The 14,492-nt window shown below is 76.2% G+C and carries 14 protein-coding genes; 6 read left to right on the top strand and 8 right to left on the bottom strand.

Annotated features, from left to right (window positions below; translation table 11 throughout):
• The first annotated feature begins 42 nt into the window (after nt 1-42).
• Nucleotides 43-711 carry a response regulator gene (locus ABD644_RS06290; RefSeq protein ID WP_344687812.1) on the top strand — a complete coding sequence of 223 codons (669 nt, stop codon included), beginning with the start codon at nt 43-45 and terminating at the stop codon, nt 709-711.
• A 26-nt stretch (nt 712-737) separates the two neighbouring features.
• Here the strand turns inward: ABD644_RS06290 and ABD644_RS06295 are convergent, their stop codons facing one another.
• Together ABD644_RS06295 and ABD644_RS06300 are read right to left on the bottom strand one after the other, a co-directional pair.
• Complete coding sequence (locus tag ABD644_RS06295; RefSeq protein ID WP_344687813.1) at nt 738-2,468, bottom strand: GAF domain-containing sensor histidine kinase; 1,731 nt, start codon at nt 2,466-2,468, stop codon at nt 738-740.
• Nucleotides 2,469-2,579: 111 nt separating this feature from the next.
• Nucleotides 2,580-3,041 (bottom strand): pyridoxamine 5'-phosphate oxidase family protein, encoded by a 462-nt coding sequence (locus tag ABD644_RS06300; protein ID WP_344687814.1) that lies wholly within the window; start codon nt 3,039-3,041, stop codon nt 2,580-2,582.
• Between the two features lie 234 nt (nt 3,042-3,275).
• Between ABD644_RS06300 and ABD644_RS06305 the strand changes: the two genes are divergently transcribed.
• Nucleotides 3,276-3,788: a universal stress protein gene (locus ABD644_RS06305; RefSeq protein ID WP_344687815.1), complete on the top strand. Its 513-nt coding sequence runs from the start codon at nt 3,276-3,278 to the stop codon at nt 3,786-3,788.
• A 7-nt stretch (nt 3,789-3,795) separates the two neighbouring features.
• Here the strand turns inward: ABD644_RS06305 and ABD644_RS06310 are convergent, their stop codons facing one another.
• Genes ABD644_RS06310 through ABD644_RS06320 form a run of 3 tightly spaced genes read right to left on the bottom strand, consistent with a single transcriptional unit; the run spans nt 3,796 to nt 5,848 of the window.
• On the bottom strand, nt 3,796-4,317 hold the full coding sequence (locus ABD644_RS06310) for a flavodoxin domain-containing protein (protein WP_344687817.1): 522 nt from the start codon (nt 4,315-4,317) through the stop codon (nt 3,796-3,798).
• Nucleotides 4,314-5,195, bottom strand: coding sequence for a universal stress protein (locus tag ABD644_RS06315; RefSeq protein WP_344687818.1), 882 nt, complete (start codon nt 5,193-5,195; stop codon nt 4,314-4,316). Before ABD644_RS06315 ends, ABD644_RS06310 begins: the two co-directional genes overlap by 4 nt.
• Nucleotides 5,192-5,848 (bottom strand): CBS domain-containing protein, encoded by a 657-nt coding sequence (locus tag ABD644_RS06320; protein WP_344687819.1) that lies wholly within the window; start codon nt 5,846-5,848, stop codon nt 5,192-5,194. The genes ABD644_RS06315 and ABD644_RS06320 overlap by 4 nt, the downstream gene beginning before the upstream one ends.
• A 170-nt stretch (nt 5,849-6,018) precedes the next feature.
• On the opposite strand from ABD644_RS06320, the gene ABD644_RS06325 reads away from it, so the two are divergent.
• Nucleotides 6,019-7,014, top strand: coding sequence for a universal stress protein (locus ABD644_RS06325; RefSeq protein ID WP_344687820.1), 996 nt, complete (start codon nt 6,019-6,021; stop codon nt 7,012-7,014).
• 11 nt (nt 7,015-7,025) lie between these two features.
• Complete coding sequence (locus ABD644_RS06330; RefSeq protein ID WP_344687821.1) at nt 7,026-7,706, top strand: hypothetical protein; 681 nt, start codon at nt 7,026-7,028, stop codon at nt 7,704-7,706.
• A gap of 4 nt (nt 7,707-7,710) precedes the next feature.
• Here ABD644_RS06330 and ABD644_RS06335 read toward each other — a convergent pair whose 3' ends face one another.
• Nucleotides 7,711-8,784: an Acg family FMN-binding oxidoreductase gene (locus ABD644_RS06335; RefSeq protein ID WP_344687823.1), complete on the bottom strand. Its 1,074-nt coding sequence runs from the start codon at nt 8,782-8,784 to the stop codon at nt 7,711-7,713.
• A 282-nt stretch (nt 8,785-9,066) separates the two neighbouring features.
• Here ABD644_RS06335 and ABD644_RS06340 point away from each other — a divergent pair, with 282 nt between their 5' ends.
• The gene (locus ABD644_RS06340) at nt 9,067-10,635 is read left to right on the top strand and encodes a DUF4389 domain-containing protein (RefSeq protein ID WP_344687824.1); all 1,569 of its coding nucleotides are present in this window, start codon (nt 9,067-9,069) and stop codon (nt 10,633-10,635) included.
• 15 nt (nt 10,636-10,650) lie between these two features.
• Nucleotides 10,651-11,682 (top strand): zinc-dependent alcohol dehydrogenase family protein, encoded by a 1,032-nt coding sequence (locus ABD644_RS06345; RefSeq protein ID WP_344687825.1) that lies wholly within the window; start codon nt 10,651-10,653, stop codon nt 11,680-11,682.
• On the opposite strand, the gene ABD644_RS06350 is transcribed toward ABD644_RS06345, so the two are convergent.
• Both ABD644_RS06350 and ABD644_RS06355 read right to left on the bottom strand, forming a co-directional pair.
• A complete protein-coding gene (locus ABD644_RS06350; protein WP_344687826.1) occupies nt 11,654-14,221 on the bottom strand; it encodes a cation-translocating P-type ATPase in 2,568 nt (855 codons plus the stop codon). The two genes, ABD644_RS06345 and ABD644_RS06350, sit on opposite strands and share 29 nt — an antisense overlap.
• On the bottom strand, nt 14,218-14,490 hold the full coding sequence (locus ABD644_RS06355; RefSeq protein ID WP_344687827.1) for a 2TM domain-containing protein: 273 nt from the start codon (nt 14,488-14,490) through the stop codon (nt 14,218-14,220). The genes ABD644_RS06350 and ABD644_RS06355 overlap by 4 nt, the downstream gene beginning before the upstream one ends.
• Nucleotides 14,491-14,492 lie beyond the last annotated feature (2 nt).

Raw genomic sequence — 14,492 nt, forward strand, 5'->3', positions numbered from 1 at the left:
ACCCTGACCACCGTGCCGATCCGAGGACATAACCTCCTGCGCGTGAGCAGCGACGTGCAGACACCGATCACGGTCTTCCTCCTCGACGACCACGAGGTCGTCCGGCGCGGGGTCGCCGACGTCCTCGAGAGCGACCCGGGCATCAGCGTGATCGGGGAGGCGAAGAACGCCTCCGAGGCCCTGGCCCGGGTGCCGGCGCTGCGGCCCGCCGTCGCCGTGCTCGACGTGCGGCTCCCCGACGGCGACGGCGTGAGCGTCTGCCGCGAGCTGCGCTCGAAGATGCCGGAGCTCAAGGTCGTCATGCTGACCAGCTACAGCGACGACGAGGCCCTCTTCGAGGCGATCATGGCGGGTGCGTCGGGCTACCTGCTCAAGCAGATCCTCGGCCAGGACCTGGTCAGCGCGGTCAAGACCGTGGCCGCGGGCGGGTCGCTGCTCGACCCGGCCGCCACCACCGCCGTCCTCGAGCGCATGCGCCGGGCCGCCGAGCCTGCGGGCCCGCTGGCCAAGCTCAGCGACCAGGAGCGCACGGTGCTGGAGCTCATCGGCGAGGGGCTGACCAACCGGCAGATCGGCGAGCGCATGTTCCTCGCCGAGAAGACCGTGAAGAACTACGTCTCGCACCTGCTGGCCAAGCTCGGCATGGAGCGGCGCACCCAGGCGGCCGTGCTCGCCACCGAGCTGCGCGCGACACCGCCGTCCTCCCGCTGAGTCCGTCCGGCTGAGGCGCCCGCGCCTCAGCGGAGGGGGGCGAACCAGCGCAGCCGCGTGCCGCCGTCGGGCAGCCGCTCGACCTCGGCGTCCCCGCCGCGCCGGCGGGCCCGCTCCTGGACGTTGTGCAGGCCGCTGCGGGCGACCCGCTCGTCGATGCCGATCCCGTCGTCGATGACCTCGACGACCACCTCGTCGCCGACGTCGAGGGTCACCGTGACGTGGCGCGCCCTCGCGTGCCGGGCCACGTTGCTCACCGCCTCGCGGACGACGGCCTCCACGTCGGCGGCGAGCTCACCGGTGAGCAGGCTGTCGACGGCTCCGGACATGCGCACCGTGGGCGCGACGGTCTCGCCGGCGGTCTCGGTGACCACGTCGAGGACCCGGCGCCGGACGCTGTCACCTTGCCCTGCCGTGTCGGTGGTGTGCAGGTCGAAGATCGTCGTCCGGATGTCGCGGACGGTGTCGTCGAGCTGGCCGATCACGCCCTGGACGCGGCGCCGGGCGTCGGCGTCGGCCACGCGGGGGAGCACCGCCTGCAGCGCCAGCCCGGCCGCGAACACCCGCTGGATGACCAGGTCGTGCAGGTCGCGGGCGATGCGGTCGCGGTCCTCGTAGACGTCGAGCTGGCGCGCCAGCCGCTGGCGCGCGGCCTTGTCCAGCGCCGCGGTCGCCTGGTCGGCGAAGGCGGCGACCAGCGGTGCCACCGAGTCGGAGAACGGGGTCCCCCCGGCGCGGCGGGCGACGACGACGACCGAGTCGGGCGCGTGCGCGCCGCGCAGCGCGATGCCCAGGCACGGCCCCCAGGGGATGCCGGACGGCGTCTCGTAGGTCACCGAGCTCAGGTCCAGCGTGACGACCCCGTCCTGGCCCTCCTTCTCGACGGCCTCGAGCACCGGGCTGTCCGAGGGGAACTGGCGGGTGCCGACGATGTCGGCCAGGCCCTCGCCGCTCTGCGCGGTCACCACGTAGCCGCCGTCGGCCGGCTCGGGGCCGGTCATGAGCCAGGTGGCGTCCGCCTCGGTGAGCGAGGCGACCCGCTCGGCGATCAGCAGCAGCGCCTCGTCGGAGGACACGGCGTCGAGCAGCGCCGCCCGCACGTCGGACACCGCCGCCACCCAGCGCCGGCGGATCTCGCCCTCCTCGTAGAGGCGGGCGTTGTCGATCGCGATGCCGGCGGCCCCGGCCAGCGCGGTCAGCACCGCCTCGTCCTCGGTGGTGAACTCCGCGCCGTTGGCCTTCTCGGTCAGGTAGAGGTTGCCGAAGACCTCGCCGCGGACGAGCACGGGGACGCCGAGGAAGCTGTGCATCGTCGGGTGGTGCGGCGGGAACCCGACCGACGACGGGTGCTGGCTGAGGTCGGCGATCCGCAGCGGGTAGGGCTCGGTGATCAGCTGGCCGAGCACGCCCTTGCCCTCGGGCAGGTGCCCCATCTTCGCGGCGAGCTCCTCGTCGATGCCCACGTGGATGAACGCGACCAGGCCTCCGCCGTCCTCGCCGAGGACGCCGAGCGCGCCGTACCGGGCGTCGACGAGCCCCACCGCCGCCTCGACGATGCGACGCAGGGTCGTGTCGAGGTCGAGGCCGGTGGAGACGCTGAGGAAGGCGTCGAGCAGATGCTGCACGCGGGTCTGCGTGCGGGCCACCGCGGCGAGCCGGTCCTGGACCTCGTCGAGAAGTTCGGTCAGGCGCATTCCGGAGAGCGCCGAGGGCGCCGGTTGCTGGGCGCCTGCTCCCTCCGCCGGTGCGGAGCTCATCGCGGTACCACCCCCTCGCCGTCACGAATCTCGCACGCATGCCGACGATGCGATAGGGGTCGATGCGGGACGGGGTGGTGAACTCCGGTGGCGCTCGTCACCCGGCGGCTGTCACCCGGCGGCGGAGTGTGCCGCCCAGGTGCTGTCGTGGCCGTCCCACGGCGGGCCCATGCGCCAGCCCCGCAGGAGCCCTGGCTGGACCGAGATGTAGCAGCGGCTGGGAGCCGGCGGGCCCAGGGCCAGCCCGCCCGCGTCGATCGCCGCGATGGCGCGGGGGTCGGTGATGACCCGAGACGGCCCGACGGCCGAGACGCTCCAGCCGGAGCGGCTGACCGGGTCCAGGACGCCGACCTCGAAGACGACGACGGCCCGGCGCACGGCGGCGACCACGGGGTTGCGCTGGTCGGCCGGGATCAGCACGTCGTCGCCCCGCAGGAAGTACGAGACGGGGATGATCGCCGGGAGCGCACCGTCGCTGAAGCCGAGGCGTCCCACACCCTGGCCGGCCAGCAGGCGCCGGCAGTCGGCGTCGTCCAGGACCAGCAGGGTGCGGTCCTCGTCGAGGGTGGCCACGCGAACTCCCCGTGATCGGTGGGCCGGCGGCGGCTGTGCTCCGTTCCGGCGGCCGGCGGGGCGCGCCGGCGCCCCCCGAGTCTCGGCGGGCACGGGCGGGCGCCCGCAGAGACGTTGGTCCCGGATGCGACGATCGTTGTCCCTCTCGTCACGCCGTCGGCGCGGCGGGAGCAGATCGGGAGTCCCGGCCGTTGAGAGCGTGACCGGCCGGGAACGAGGCGAGGAGGGCACAGGGTGGACGACGTCCGGGAGACCGTGGAGTTCGACGGGGGGATCCTGGTCGGGCACGACGGCTCGGAGTGCGCCCAGGAGGCGGTCCGGTGGGCGGCCGCGCTGGCCCGCCGGGCGGGGCTCGACCTGCACGTCCTGCGCGCCTGGAGCATGACGACGGCGCCGCGCCCGGCCACGCAGGAGCCGGGCTACGTGCCCCCGCTGACCGACTTCGAGCAGGCGGTCCACGACGAGCTGTCCCGGCACGTCGCGAAGATCGGCATCGACCCGTCGGTCGACGTCACCTGCCACGTGGTGCACCGCCCGCCGGCCCGGGGCCTGATCGAGGCGGCGGCCCACGCGCAGCTGCTCGTCGTCGGGGCTCGCGGCCGGGGAGGTTTCCGGGGCCTGCTGCTGGGCTCGGTCAGCGACCAGTGCGTGCACCACGCGCCCTGCCCGGTGACCGTTGTCCGCACCGGCGCCGCCACCCCGCTGCCGGCCGAGCTGGACGAGGAGCCGGCGGCCACCGCTCCCTGAGCGCGCCTCAGGCGACCGGGCTGGCCGCGCCGATCTCGACGGCGAGGGCCGCGGCCCAGGCCCGCGCCGCGGCCGGGTCCCGGAAGTCGCCGACCGGTGCCCGCATCGCGGTCGCCATCGCGCGCTCCCCGAACGAGAGCCGGGTGGGGTCGAGCCGGCCGGGGAACGTGCGGTGCCCGCGGGCACCGGTCAGCGCGGTCAGCGGCGCGACGTCGTGCGGCTCGTCGGGCGGGTACGGGGGCTCGCCGATCGGGCCGCTGGAGAACAGCCACACCGGCCGCAACCGCAGCTGGGCCGCGTGCGTGGCCGCGTACTCGCGGGCCGGCTCGAGCCAGCGTCCGGCGTAGATGGCGCTGCCGAGCACGACCGCGTCGAAGGACGCCGGGTCGGGCTGCTGCGCGACGGGCACCACGACCGCGCTCACCCCCGGGGCCCCGCCGAGGGCCGCGGCCAGGTCGGCGGCGATGCCGGCCGTGCCGCCGTGCCGGCTCGCGACCGCCACCAGCACGCGCCTCACCGCCGTGCTCACCGCGGACCACCTCCCTGGCCCACCGGCACGACCGCGACCGGGCAAGTGGCCCGGTGGACGACGCCGTGCGTGGCCGAGCCGAGCGTCCGGTGGGCGTGCCGCCCGACGACCAGCAGCTGGGCGGTGAGGGCGGCGGCGACCAGCGCCCGAGCGGGCCGGTCGCGGACGACGGCCTCGCGCACGGTGACGTCGGGTTCCTTCTCCCGCCAGCCGGCCACGGCCTCGCTGAGCAGCCGTTCCTCGTCGGCGAGGACCCCGGCCCAGTCCACGAGGGGGCCGACGGACTGGAAGGCCGCGCCCAGGACGACGTCCTGCCAGGCGTGCACCGCCAGCACGTCCGTCTCGCGCGCGATCGCCTCGGCGACGGCGAAGGCGAGCACCTCCTCGTCCTCCGGGTGGCCCTCCACGCCGACGACGACCGACCGGCGGTCCCGCACGAGCGCGGCGGTCTCGTCGGGGAGGACGACGACGGGGCAGTCGGCGTGGGCGACCACGCCGGACGCGGTCGAGCCCAGCAGCAGCCCGGCGACGCCGCCGGACCCGCGGCTGCCCACGACCAGCAGCTGGGCGTCGGCAGCGGCGGTGAGCAGCACCGCGGTCGCGCCGCCGTCGGCCACCTCGGCGGTGATCCGGTCGGCCGGCAGCAGGTCGGCGACGGACTCGGCGGCGGCCTGGACCACGGCGTCGGCCCCCGACCGCAGCAGCCCGGTGCCCTCGACGTCCGGCCACGGCTCGGTCGTCCGGTCGAACGGCCACCGGACGGCGTGCACGATCCGCAGCGGGGCCGAGCGCAGGCGCGCCTCCTCGGCCGCGAACCGCACGGCGTGCATCGCGGCGTCGGACGCGTCCACGCCGACGACGACGGGGCGCCCGGTCACGCCGAGGATCCGGCGTCCAGCGGGGCGGCGGGCAGCAGGCGGACCCCGACCACCCCGGCCACGGTGTGCGCCAGGGCGCGCAGGGCACGCTCCTCCACCCCGGGCGGGCCGTCGGGGGTTCCCGAGAGCCGGCGGATGGTCGCCATCCCCTCGGTGACCTCGACCTCCCAGACCCCCTCCTCCCCGGTGTAGTCCTCCACGAGCCGCAGCAGGTCGGTGCGCAGCACGTCGTCGGAGCGCACCAGGACGCGCAGCAGGTCGCGCCGGCTCACGATGCCGACGAGCCGGTCGTGCTCGAGCACCGGGACGCTGCGCAGGCGGTCGTCGACGAACAGCCGCGCGACGTCGGAGACGTCGGCGCCGGCCTCGACCGATCGGACCTCGGCGGTCATCACGCCGCGCACGAGCAGCGGCGGGGGATGGTCGACACCCTCGGTGGCCCCGCCGTCCCGGCGCAGGTGCAGCCGCGGGTCGGGGGGCATGCGGTCGGCGAGGACGTCGGCCTCGGCCACGATCCCCACCAGCCGCTGGTCGTCGTCCACCACGGGCACGGCGGCGAACCCGCGCTCGGCCATGATCTCGGCGGCGTACTTGGCCGAGGTGTCGGGGCCGACGGTGACCACCTCGCGGGTCATGACGTCTCTGGCCTGCACGGTCGCTCCTCCAGGGGTCGGGAGGCCGACGCTAGGGGCGAGGTCCGCGCCTCCCCAGGGTCTCCGGACGGACCGGCCCGGGACTTCGGTCCCTGCTGGGTGGCGGCCCTCGGGGCAGACAGTCGCACCAGCGCCCGGCGTCCGGCCGGGCAGTCACCCAGGAGCTCCAGATGGACACCACCCCCGAGCAGGCCGGCAGCGCAGCCGTACCGGACGGCGGCGGGTCGCGCCCGCGGGTCGTCGTCGGTGTCGACGGGTCGCCCGGCTCCCGGGCAGCACTGGTGCACGCGCTGATCACCGCCGCCCGGCGCGGCGCCGATCTCGACGTCGTCTCCAGCTACGCGATCGAGCTGTACTACCTCGGCGGCGCGCCCCTCGACGTGCCCGACCTCACCGGCGTCCGCGACGACACCCACGACCGGGTCACCGACCTGGTCGAGGAGGTGCGCGCCGAGTCGGCCGTGGCGTCGGTCCCCGGCATCGCCGACGTCACCGTCCGGCTGGTCGTGTCGGAGGGCCCGGCGGTCCAGGCGCTGGTCGACCGGGCCGAGGGCGCCGAGCTGCTGGTGATCGGCAGCCGCGGCCGCGGTGCGATGCGCAGCGCGCTGCTCGGGTCGGTCGCCCTGCACTGCGCCACCCATGCCCCCTGCCCCGTGCTGGTGGTCCACCCCGTGCCGGCCGGCAGCACCCCGTCGGGACGCGTCGTGGTGGGGGTCGACGGCTCCCCGGCCTCCCGCGAGGCCCTGGCCGCCGCCGTCGCCGAGGCGGGCCGGACCGGCGCCGAGGTGGAGGCCGTCGCGAGCTACGCCATCGCCGACACCTGGACCGATATGGGCAGCATGATCCAGCCGACCGCCGAGCGCGTCCGCGACGAGCTCCGGGCGCGCACGGAGCAGGCGGTGGCCGAGGTCCTCGCCGCGCGTCCCGCGGATGCCGGCCCGACGCCGAAGGTGCGCACCGAGGTGATCGAGGGCCCGGCCGCGAACGTGCTGGTGACCGCGGCCCGCGGGGCCGACCTGCTCGTCGTCGGCAGCCGGGGGCGCGGTGCCCTGCGCGGGCTGCTGCTCGGCTCGGTGGCCCTGCACTGCGCCATGCACGCGCCCTGCCCGGTCCTCGTGGTGCATCCCGACGGTGCGCGGCCGATCGGCCCGCCCACCGCGCGCTGAGCCGGGTCCCGGTGGCGGCTCGGTGGGGCCGGGCCGCCGCCGACGTCGTCCTGGGCGGTGCGCAGGTCGCCGTCGTGCTGCTGCTCTCCCCGCTGCTCCGGCGGCGCTACAACCGGTGGGGGGCGACCGATGCCGAGGTGGCCGCCGCGCTCCCCGGCGACGACCTCGTCGCCGGGCCGCGGCTGGGCTACACGCGGGCGGTCACCGTCGACGCCGCGCCGGACGCGGTGTGGCCGTGGCTGGCGCAGATCGGGCAGGGCAGGGGAGGGCTCTACAGCTACGACGGCCTGGAGAACCTGGTCGGCTGCCGGATCTCCAGCGCCGCCGTCGTCCTGCCCGAGCACCAGGACGTCCGGCCCGGGGACCTGATCCGGCTGGGGCCCGAGGGCTATCCGTGCTTCCGGGTGCACCAGGTGGAGCCCCCGACGACGCTCGTGCTGCTGGGCGCGGACCCGCGACCGCCGCACGCCGCCGGCTCGGGGACGGGCGAGCAGGCGCCGATGGCGACCTGGCAGTGGCAGCTGCGCCCTGTCGACGGCGGCCGGCGGACCCGGCTGGTCGTGCGGCAGCGGCTGGCGTGCCCCCGCCCGCAGCGCCTGCTGTGGCGGGTCGTCGAGCCGATCGGGTTCGTCATGGAGCGGCGCATGCTGCACGGCCTGCGCCGGCGGGCCGAGCGGAGCGGCCGCCGGTAGACCGTCACACCCAGGTGGTGCCGCCCCGCCCGTCGGGCACGGGGCGGCGCGCGGTCGGCTCCTGCGGGGGGACCGCAGGGACCTGCTCGGGCCGCCGGCTGTTGACGACGACGTCGCTGCGCGGCCGGCGCGGCGTGCGGGCCGTGGGCGCCGCCTTGCCGATCCGCAGCAGCATCTGCGGGTGGGCGTCCCAGGTGAGGGCGGCGCGCAGCTGCGTGCGGGTCAGCGGGACCTCGATGGGCTGGGTCAGCGGCCCGGCCACCCAGTCGGACGCGGTGAGCTCCAGGAGCACCCGCTCGAGGGCCTCCCCGGCCCGCAGCCAGGCCAGCCGGTCGTCGGTGCGGGTCGAGAGCAGCACCATGGTCTGATCCGCCGAGGAGTGCGTCTCGGGCGAGAGCGCCCCGGCGCCGGCGGTGTCGAAGTCGCGGATCGGGACGTCGTCCTGCTGCAGGCCGTCGACGTGCGGAACGGCCACCGGCGGCACCCCGTCGCCGGCCTCCGGCGGACGGTTCGTCCACGTCCGCAGCTCCGCCCGGTAGGCGGGATCGGCGTTCTGGATCCTGTCGGCCTGCTGGGTCGCGCGGGCGATCAGCTGCCGGTGCGCGGCGGTGAGGACGGGTACCAGCAGCGCGCCCTCCGCCTCGGAGGACGACGCCAGCCCCTGGATGACCGCGTCGGGCACCGGCGCCGAGAGGAAGGCCCGTCGGTTGGTCCGCCGCCGGTCGATGGCCGGGGCGAGCGCGGCGAGGACGGCGTCGGGCGGCCCCGCGACCGGGCGGACGACGGCGAGCAGGTCGGGGTCGCCGGGATCCGGGAGGCGGTCGACCTCCACCGCCCAGCCCGACGCGGCCAGGGACACCCGGATGTTGAACAGGGCGGCCCCCACGCTCTGGACGAGTTCGCGGCCCTGCGGGTCGAGCACCTTCAGCTGCCGGCTCGGGTCGTCGCGCAGGACCAGGTGGTCGGGCTGCAACTCGATCCGCCACGGCTGGGTGTTGTGCACCGAGGGAGCGCGAGCGGCCCGGTCGGCCGCCTGCTCCAGGGCGCGCGCGAGATCGTGCGACACGGTGTCGGGCATGGCGGGCTCCCTCGATCGGCGGTTCGGGCCGAGCCTGCGCCACCCCTCCCGGGGGCGCCGGTGCCTCCGGTCCTCACCCCGGCAGACCTTCGTCACGGGAACGGTGCGGGCCCGGAGCAGCCGGTGCCGGCGGGGCTTCGGACCGGCGGGGTCCGCCGAAGGTCCGTGCCGGACTGCCGACCTAGGTCCGTGTCGCCGCCCCCGCCGGGCCGCGAGGCTGGCACGAGCCCCGGTGGACGGCGTCACGACGGTCGTGGCCGCCCCCGCCACGAGGAGGTCCTGGTGACCGAGAACCGCAGTCCCTATCCCGTGCGGGTGGACGCCGCGCTCGATGCGCCGCTGTCGCGCGGGTTGTGGCTGGTGAAGTGGCTGCTGATCGTCCCGCACATCGTGGTGCTCGTCTTCCTGTGGGTGGCGTTCACCGTGCTGAGCGTGGTGGCCTTCTTCGCCATCCTGTTCACCGGCCGGTACCCCCGCCCCCTGTTCGACTTCAACCTCGGCGTGCTGCGGTGGACCTGGCGGGTGCAGTACTACGCCTACGGCGCGCTGGGCACCGACCGCTACCCGCCGTTCACGCTCGCCGACGTGCCGGACTACCCCGCGCGCCTCGACGTCCCCTATCCCGAGAAGCTCTCCCGGGGCCTGGTGCTGGTGAAGTGGTGGCTGCTCGCCATCCCGCACTACCTGGTCCTCGCGGTGTTCGTCGGCGGCGGCATCTGGCTCGGCACCGGCGGCTGGGACGACGACGGTGCCTGGGACTCCAGCTGGGGTGCGGGCGGGCTGGTCGGCCTGCTCGTCCTCGTCGCCGCGATCGTCCTGCTCTTCACCGGCCGGTACCCCCGCTCGATCTACGACTTCGTCCTCGGCATGGACCGCTGGTCCCTGCGCGTCGCCGCCTACGTCGGGCTGATGACCGACGCCTACCCGCCGTTCCGGCTGGACATGGGCGGCACCGACCCGGGCTCGGTGCCCGCGGGCCCGACGGCGCCCCCGCCGCTTGCCCCCACCGTCGCGGCCCCGGCCGGACCGGTCGGGGCGGGCAGCCCGCCTGCGTCGCGCTGGTCGACCGGCCGGATCGTGACCGTCGTGATCGGCGCGGTGCTGCTGTTCCTGTCCACGGGGCTGCTCGCGGCCGGCGGTGGCCTGCTGTGGGCCGACCAGACGCAGCGGGACGCCGACGGCTACCTGTGGAGCCCGGACGCGGAGCTCTCGACCGACCGGTACGCCCTCACCAGCGACGGGTTCGCGCTCGACACCCAGGGCGCGGAGTGGGTGATCGACGACTTCCTCGGCACCGCGCAGCTGGAGGTGACCCCGCTCGACGGGGGCACCGAGGTGTTCGTCGGGATCGCCCCGACCCGCGACGTGAACGCCTACCTCGGCGACGTCGGCCACCACGAGATCGGTGACCTCGGCCCGCGGTGGGACAACCGGCGGTTCGGCCCCGGCATGATGCGCGGCTTCAGCGGCGGCGCCCCCGACGTGCCGCCGACCGAGATCGACATCTGGGTCGCCGAGGCCAGCGGCACCGGCACCCAGGTGCTCGACTGGAGGCCGCAGGACGGCAACTGGACGATCGTGGTCATGCGCGCCGACGGCTCCGCCGGTGTGGACGTCGAGGCACGGGCCGGCGCCACGGTGCCCGGTCTGACCTGGATCTCCGTCGGCCTCCTCGTGACCGGCGGTGTGCTGGCCCTGGTCGGCGCCGTCCTCGTCGCCGTCGCCGTCCACCGGGCGCAGCACGGCCCGCCGGCCCCGGGCACCCCGGCGGAGCACCTGCCGCCGCCGGGCCCGCAGGGGACCGGGGCACCCGATCCGGTGCTCGTCACCGGACCCGCACCCGAGCGCTGACGGCAAGCAGCATCGATGCAGGCGTGGGTGGTGGAGCGCCCGGGGCCGATCGGCTCCGGGCCGCTCCGCCGTCTGGACCGGCCGCTGCCGGAGCCGGGACCGGGCGAGGTCCGGGTGCGGGTGTCCTGCTGCGGGGTCTGCCGGACCGATCTGCACCTGGCCGAGGGCGATCTGCCGCCGCGCCGCCCGTCGGTCACGCCGGGGCACGAGGTCGTGGGCACCGTCGAGGCGACCGGCCCCGGGGCGGCGCGGTTCGCCGTCGGCGAGCGGGTCGGCGTCGCGTGGCTGGGGCGCACCGACGGCTCGTGCCGCTACTGCCGGCGGGGCGACGAGAACCTGTGCACCGGTCCTGCGTTCACCGGCTGGGACACCGACGGCGGGTACGCCGACGCCTGCGTCGTCGACGAGCGGTACGCCTACCGCCTGCCCGAGGGCCTCCCCGACGAGCAGGCGGCCCCGCTGCTGTGCGCGGGGATCATCGGCTACCGCGCGCTGCGCTGCGCCGCCGTCCCGCCCGGTGGCCGGCTGGGCATCTACGGCTTCGGCGGCAGCGCGCACCTCGCGGCGCAGGTCGCCCTCGCCCAGGGGATGCGGGTGCACGTGTTCACCCGCGGCGAGCACAACCGGGCGCTGGCCGCCGAGCTCGGCGCCGACTCGGTCGGCGGAGCGGCCGACCCCGCGCCCGAGCCACTGGACGGCGCCATCCTCTTCGCCCCGGCCGGGGATCTCGTGCCGGTCGCGCTGCGGGCCCTGGACCGGGGCGCCACCCTCGCCGTTGCCGGCATCTGGCTGTCGCAGATCCCCGCCCTCGACTACGCCGCCGAGCTGTTCGAGGAGCGGCGGCTGCGCAGCGTCACCGCCAACACCCGCCAGGACGGCGAGGAGTTCCTCCGCCTGGCCGGGCGGCTCGGCGTGCGCGCGACGACGGTGGCCTACCCGATGGCCGAGGCCCCGGCGGCGTTGGCCGACCTCGCCGCCGGCCGGTTCGGCGGGGCGGCCGTGCTGCACAACGACCCGGTCAGCGCCTCCGCGCCGCCCACCGCTTGACGGCGGCGTCGGCGAGCACGACGGCGGGGATCGCCCCGAGCGCGACGGCCAGCCCCAGCAGCGACGGCGGGCGGTGCCCCAGCAGCCGGGCCAGCGGGGGGATCGTCAGCATTCCCACCAGGATCAGCAGCTCGACCGACACGGCGCCGACCAGCAGCGGGTTGCTGCGCCAGCCCAGCCGCCACACCGGCCGGCTCGTGCTGCGGCAGGCGAAGGCGGTCGCGAACTGGCCCAGCACCACGGCGGTGAAGGCCGCGCCGGACGCCGTGGCCAGGACCCGCGCCGGCGGCTCGTCGCCGTACGACCAGCCGGAGGCGACGAGCACCGCGAGGAACGCGGCCATCGCCAGCGTCGCCTCCACCGGCCCGAGGACGGCGAACGCGCGGCGCAGCAGCGGGCCGTCGATGAGCCTGCGGCGCGGGGGCGGGCCGTCGAGCACCCGTGGGGAGGAGGGCTCCGCGCCCAGGGCGAGCGCGGGCAGCAGATCGGTGGCGATGTCGAGGCTGAGAACCTGGAGCACGCCGATCGCGAGCGGCACCGAGCCGCCGGTCACCGAGAAGACGACGAACGGGGTGAGCTCGGCGACGTTGTCGGTCAGGTGGTAGGTGAGGAACCGGCGGATGTTGGCGAACGTCGTCCGCCCCTGGCGCACGGCCGCGACGATCGTGGCGAAGTCGTCGTCGAGGAGCACCAGGTCGGCGGCCTGCCGGGCGACGTCGGTGCCGCCGGCGCCCATGGCCACGCCGATGTCGGCCGCCCGCAGCGCCGGCCCGTCGTTGACGCCGTCACCGGTCATGGCGACGACGTGGCCGCGGGCGCGCAGCGCCTGGGCGATCCGGAGCTTGTCCTCCGGCGCCACCCGGCACACCACGACGCCGTCCCGGTCGAGCAGCTCGCCGAGCTCGGCCTCGTCCGCGGGCAGGTCACGGCCCGCCACGACGAGACCGCCATTGCGCAGCAGGCCGACCTCCCGGCCGATCGCCGCGGCGGTCGGGCCGGAGTCGCCGGTGACCATCGCGACCCGGATGCCCGCCCGGCGGCACTCGGCCAGCGCGTCGCCGACCCCGGCCCGGGGCGGGTCCTCGAGGCCGACCAGGCCGAGCAGCTCCAGCTCCCGCTCGGCGTCGTCGGCGCTCCCGCCCTCGGGCAGCGGGCCGCGCCGGCGGGCGACCGCCAGCACGCGCAGCCCCCGTGCCGACATCGCCGTCGCGGCCTCGTGCGCGCCGGTCGTGTCGAGGCAGCGGGGGAGCACGGTGTCGGGGGCGCCCTTGACCGACAGCACGCCGTTCTCCCAGACCGACATGCGCCGGCGGCGCGGGTCGAAGGGGAAGCGCCGCTCGCCCCGCAGAGTCCCCGCGTGCACCGCCCCGGCGCCCGTGCGCTGCGCCAGGGCGTCGAGGGCCGCCTCCATCGGGTCGCCCAGGGCGGTCCACGTGTCGCCGTCGCGCCGGATCCGCCCGGTGGAGCACAGCACCGCCGCGCCGGCCAGCTCACGGGTGCCCTCCACCGCCACGGCGGAACCGTGGATCTCGGCGACGGGCTCGTACCCCTCCCCGGTGAGGGTGACCGTGCCCCGCGGCGTCCAGACCTCGACCGCCGCCATCCGGTTCTGCGTGAGCGTCCCGGTCTTGTCCGTGCAGATGAACGTCGTCGAGCCCAGCGTCTCGACCGACTCCAGGCGGCGGACCAGCCCGTTGCGCCGGGCCAGCAGCTGCGCGCTGCGCGCCAGCGAGAGGGTGACCGTGGGGAGCAGGCCCTCGGGGACGAGCGCGACGGTCACGCCGACGGCGAACAGGAAGCCCTCGCCCGCGGGCAGGCCCAGGAGCAGGCCGAGGCCGAAGCTGACCACCCCGAGCCCGACGGCCAGCACGGTGACCGTGCGCACCACCCGGTGCAGCTCGCGGGCCAGCGGCGTCCTGGCCCGCACGACCGCCCGGGTCATCGTGGCGATCGACGCCAGCCGCGTGTCGCCGCCGATCGCGGTGACCGACGCCGATGCCTCGCCCTCCACGACGAAGCAGCCGGCGTGCACCGGGTCGCCGGGTGCCTTCCCGACGGGTTCGCTCTCGCCGGTGAGCGTCGCCTCGTCCACCCGCAGGCCGTGCACGTCGACGACGGCGAGGTCCGCGGCGATCCGGTCGCCGGCCTCCAGCAGAACCAGGTCGCCGACGACGACGTCGACGGCGTCGATCTCCTGGCGGATCCCGTCGCGCACGACGGTGACACGGTGCGGCACGAGGTCGCGCAGCGCCTCGGCGGCCCGGTCGGCGCGGTACTCCTGGACGAAGGCGAACACGCCGTTGAGGACCACGACAATCGCGATCGCGACCCCGAGCTGGGGGAGACCCCCGAGAAACGCGAGCGCGGCCGCGGCCCACAGCAGGACGGCGAAGAAGTGGACCAGTTGCGCGACCAGCAGCCGCAGCGGTGAGGGCGGCTTCTCCGCCGGCAGCCGGTTGCCGCCGGGCGGGCGCCGTGCGCGCGCCTCCTCGGTGGTCAGCCCGGCGGGGGGCCGGAGGCGTTCGGCGCCGCGGGTCACGACGGGCCGGGCGGTGTCCGCCCGGGGATCGTCGTCTCGGTGACCATCCGGCTGGCCGGCCCGTAGGCCCACCAGGAATGCAGGTGCACCAGCAGGCCCCAGCCGGCGAGGGACAGCAGCGGCCAGGGGAACCAGGCGCCGGTCACCAGCCCGACCGCGGACCAGACGACGACGGCGAGCGCGTTCCCGACGGCGTAGGCGAGCAGGTGGCGGGCGAACCACCGCCGGCGGGCCAGGACCGTGGCCGCCGGCGGGTGCCATCTCCTCATCG

This window comes from Blastococcus jejuensis (genome assembly GCF_039534705.1).
GTDB lineage: Bacteria > Actinomycetota > Actinomycetes > Mycobacteriales > Geodermatophilaceae > Blastococcus_B > Blastococcus_B jejuensis.

What these genes read in the sequence shown, in the direction of transcription:
- ABD644_RS06295 (WP_344687813.1), bottom strand. Translation starts at nt 2,468, where the DNA reads ATGAGCTCCGCACCGGCGGAGGGAGCAGGCGCCCAGCAACCGGCGCCC.
- ABD644_RS06325 (WP_344687820.1), top strand. Translation starts at nt 6,019, where the DNA reads ATGGACACCACCCCCGAGCAGGCCGGCAGCGCAGCCGTACCGGACGGC.
- ABD644_RS06335 (WP_344687823.1), bottom strand. Translation starts at nt 8,784, where the DNA reads ATGCCCGACACCGTGTCGCACGATCTCGCGCGCGCCCTGGAGCAGGCG.
- ABD644_RS06345 (WP_344687825.1), top strand. Translation starts at nt 10,651, where the DNA reads ATGCAGGCGTGGGTGGTGGAGCGCCCGGGGCCGATCGGCTCCGGGCCG.
- ABD644_RS06355 (WP_344687827.1), bottom strand. Translation starts at nt 14,490, where the DNA reads ATGAGGAGATGGCACCCGCCGGCGGCCACGGTCCTGGCCCGCCGGCGG.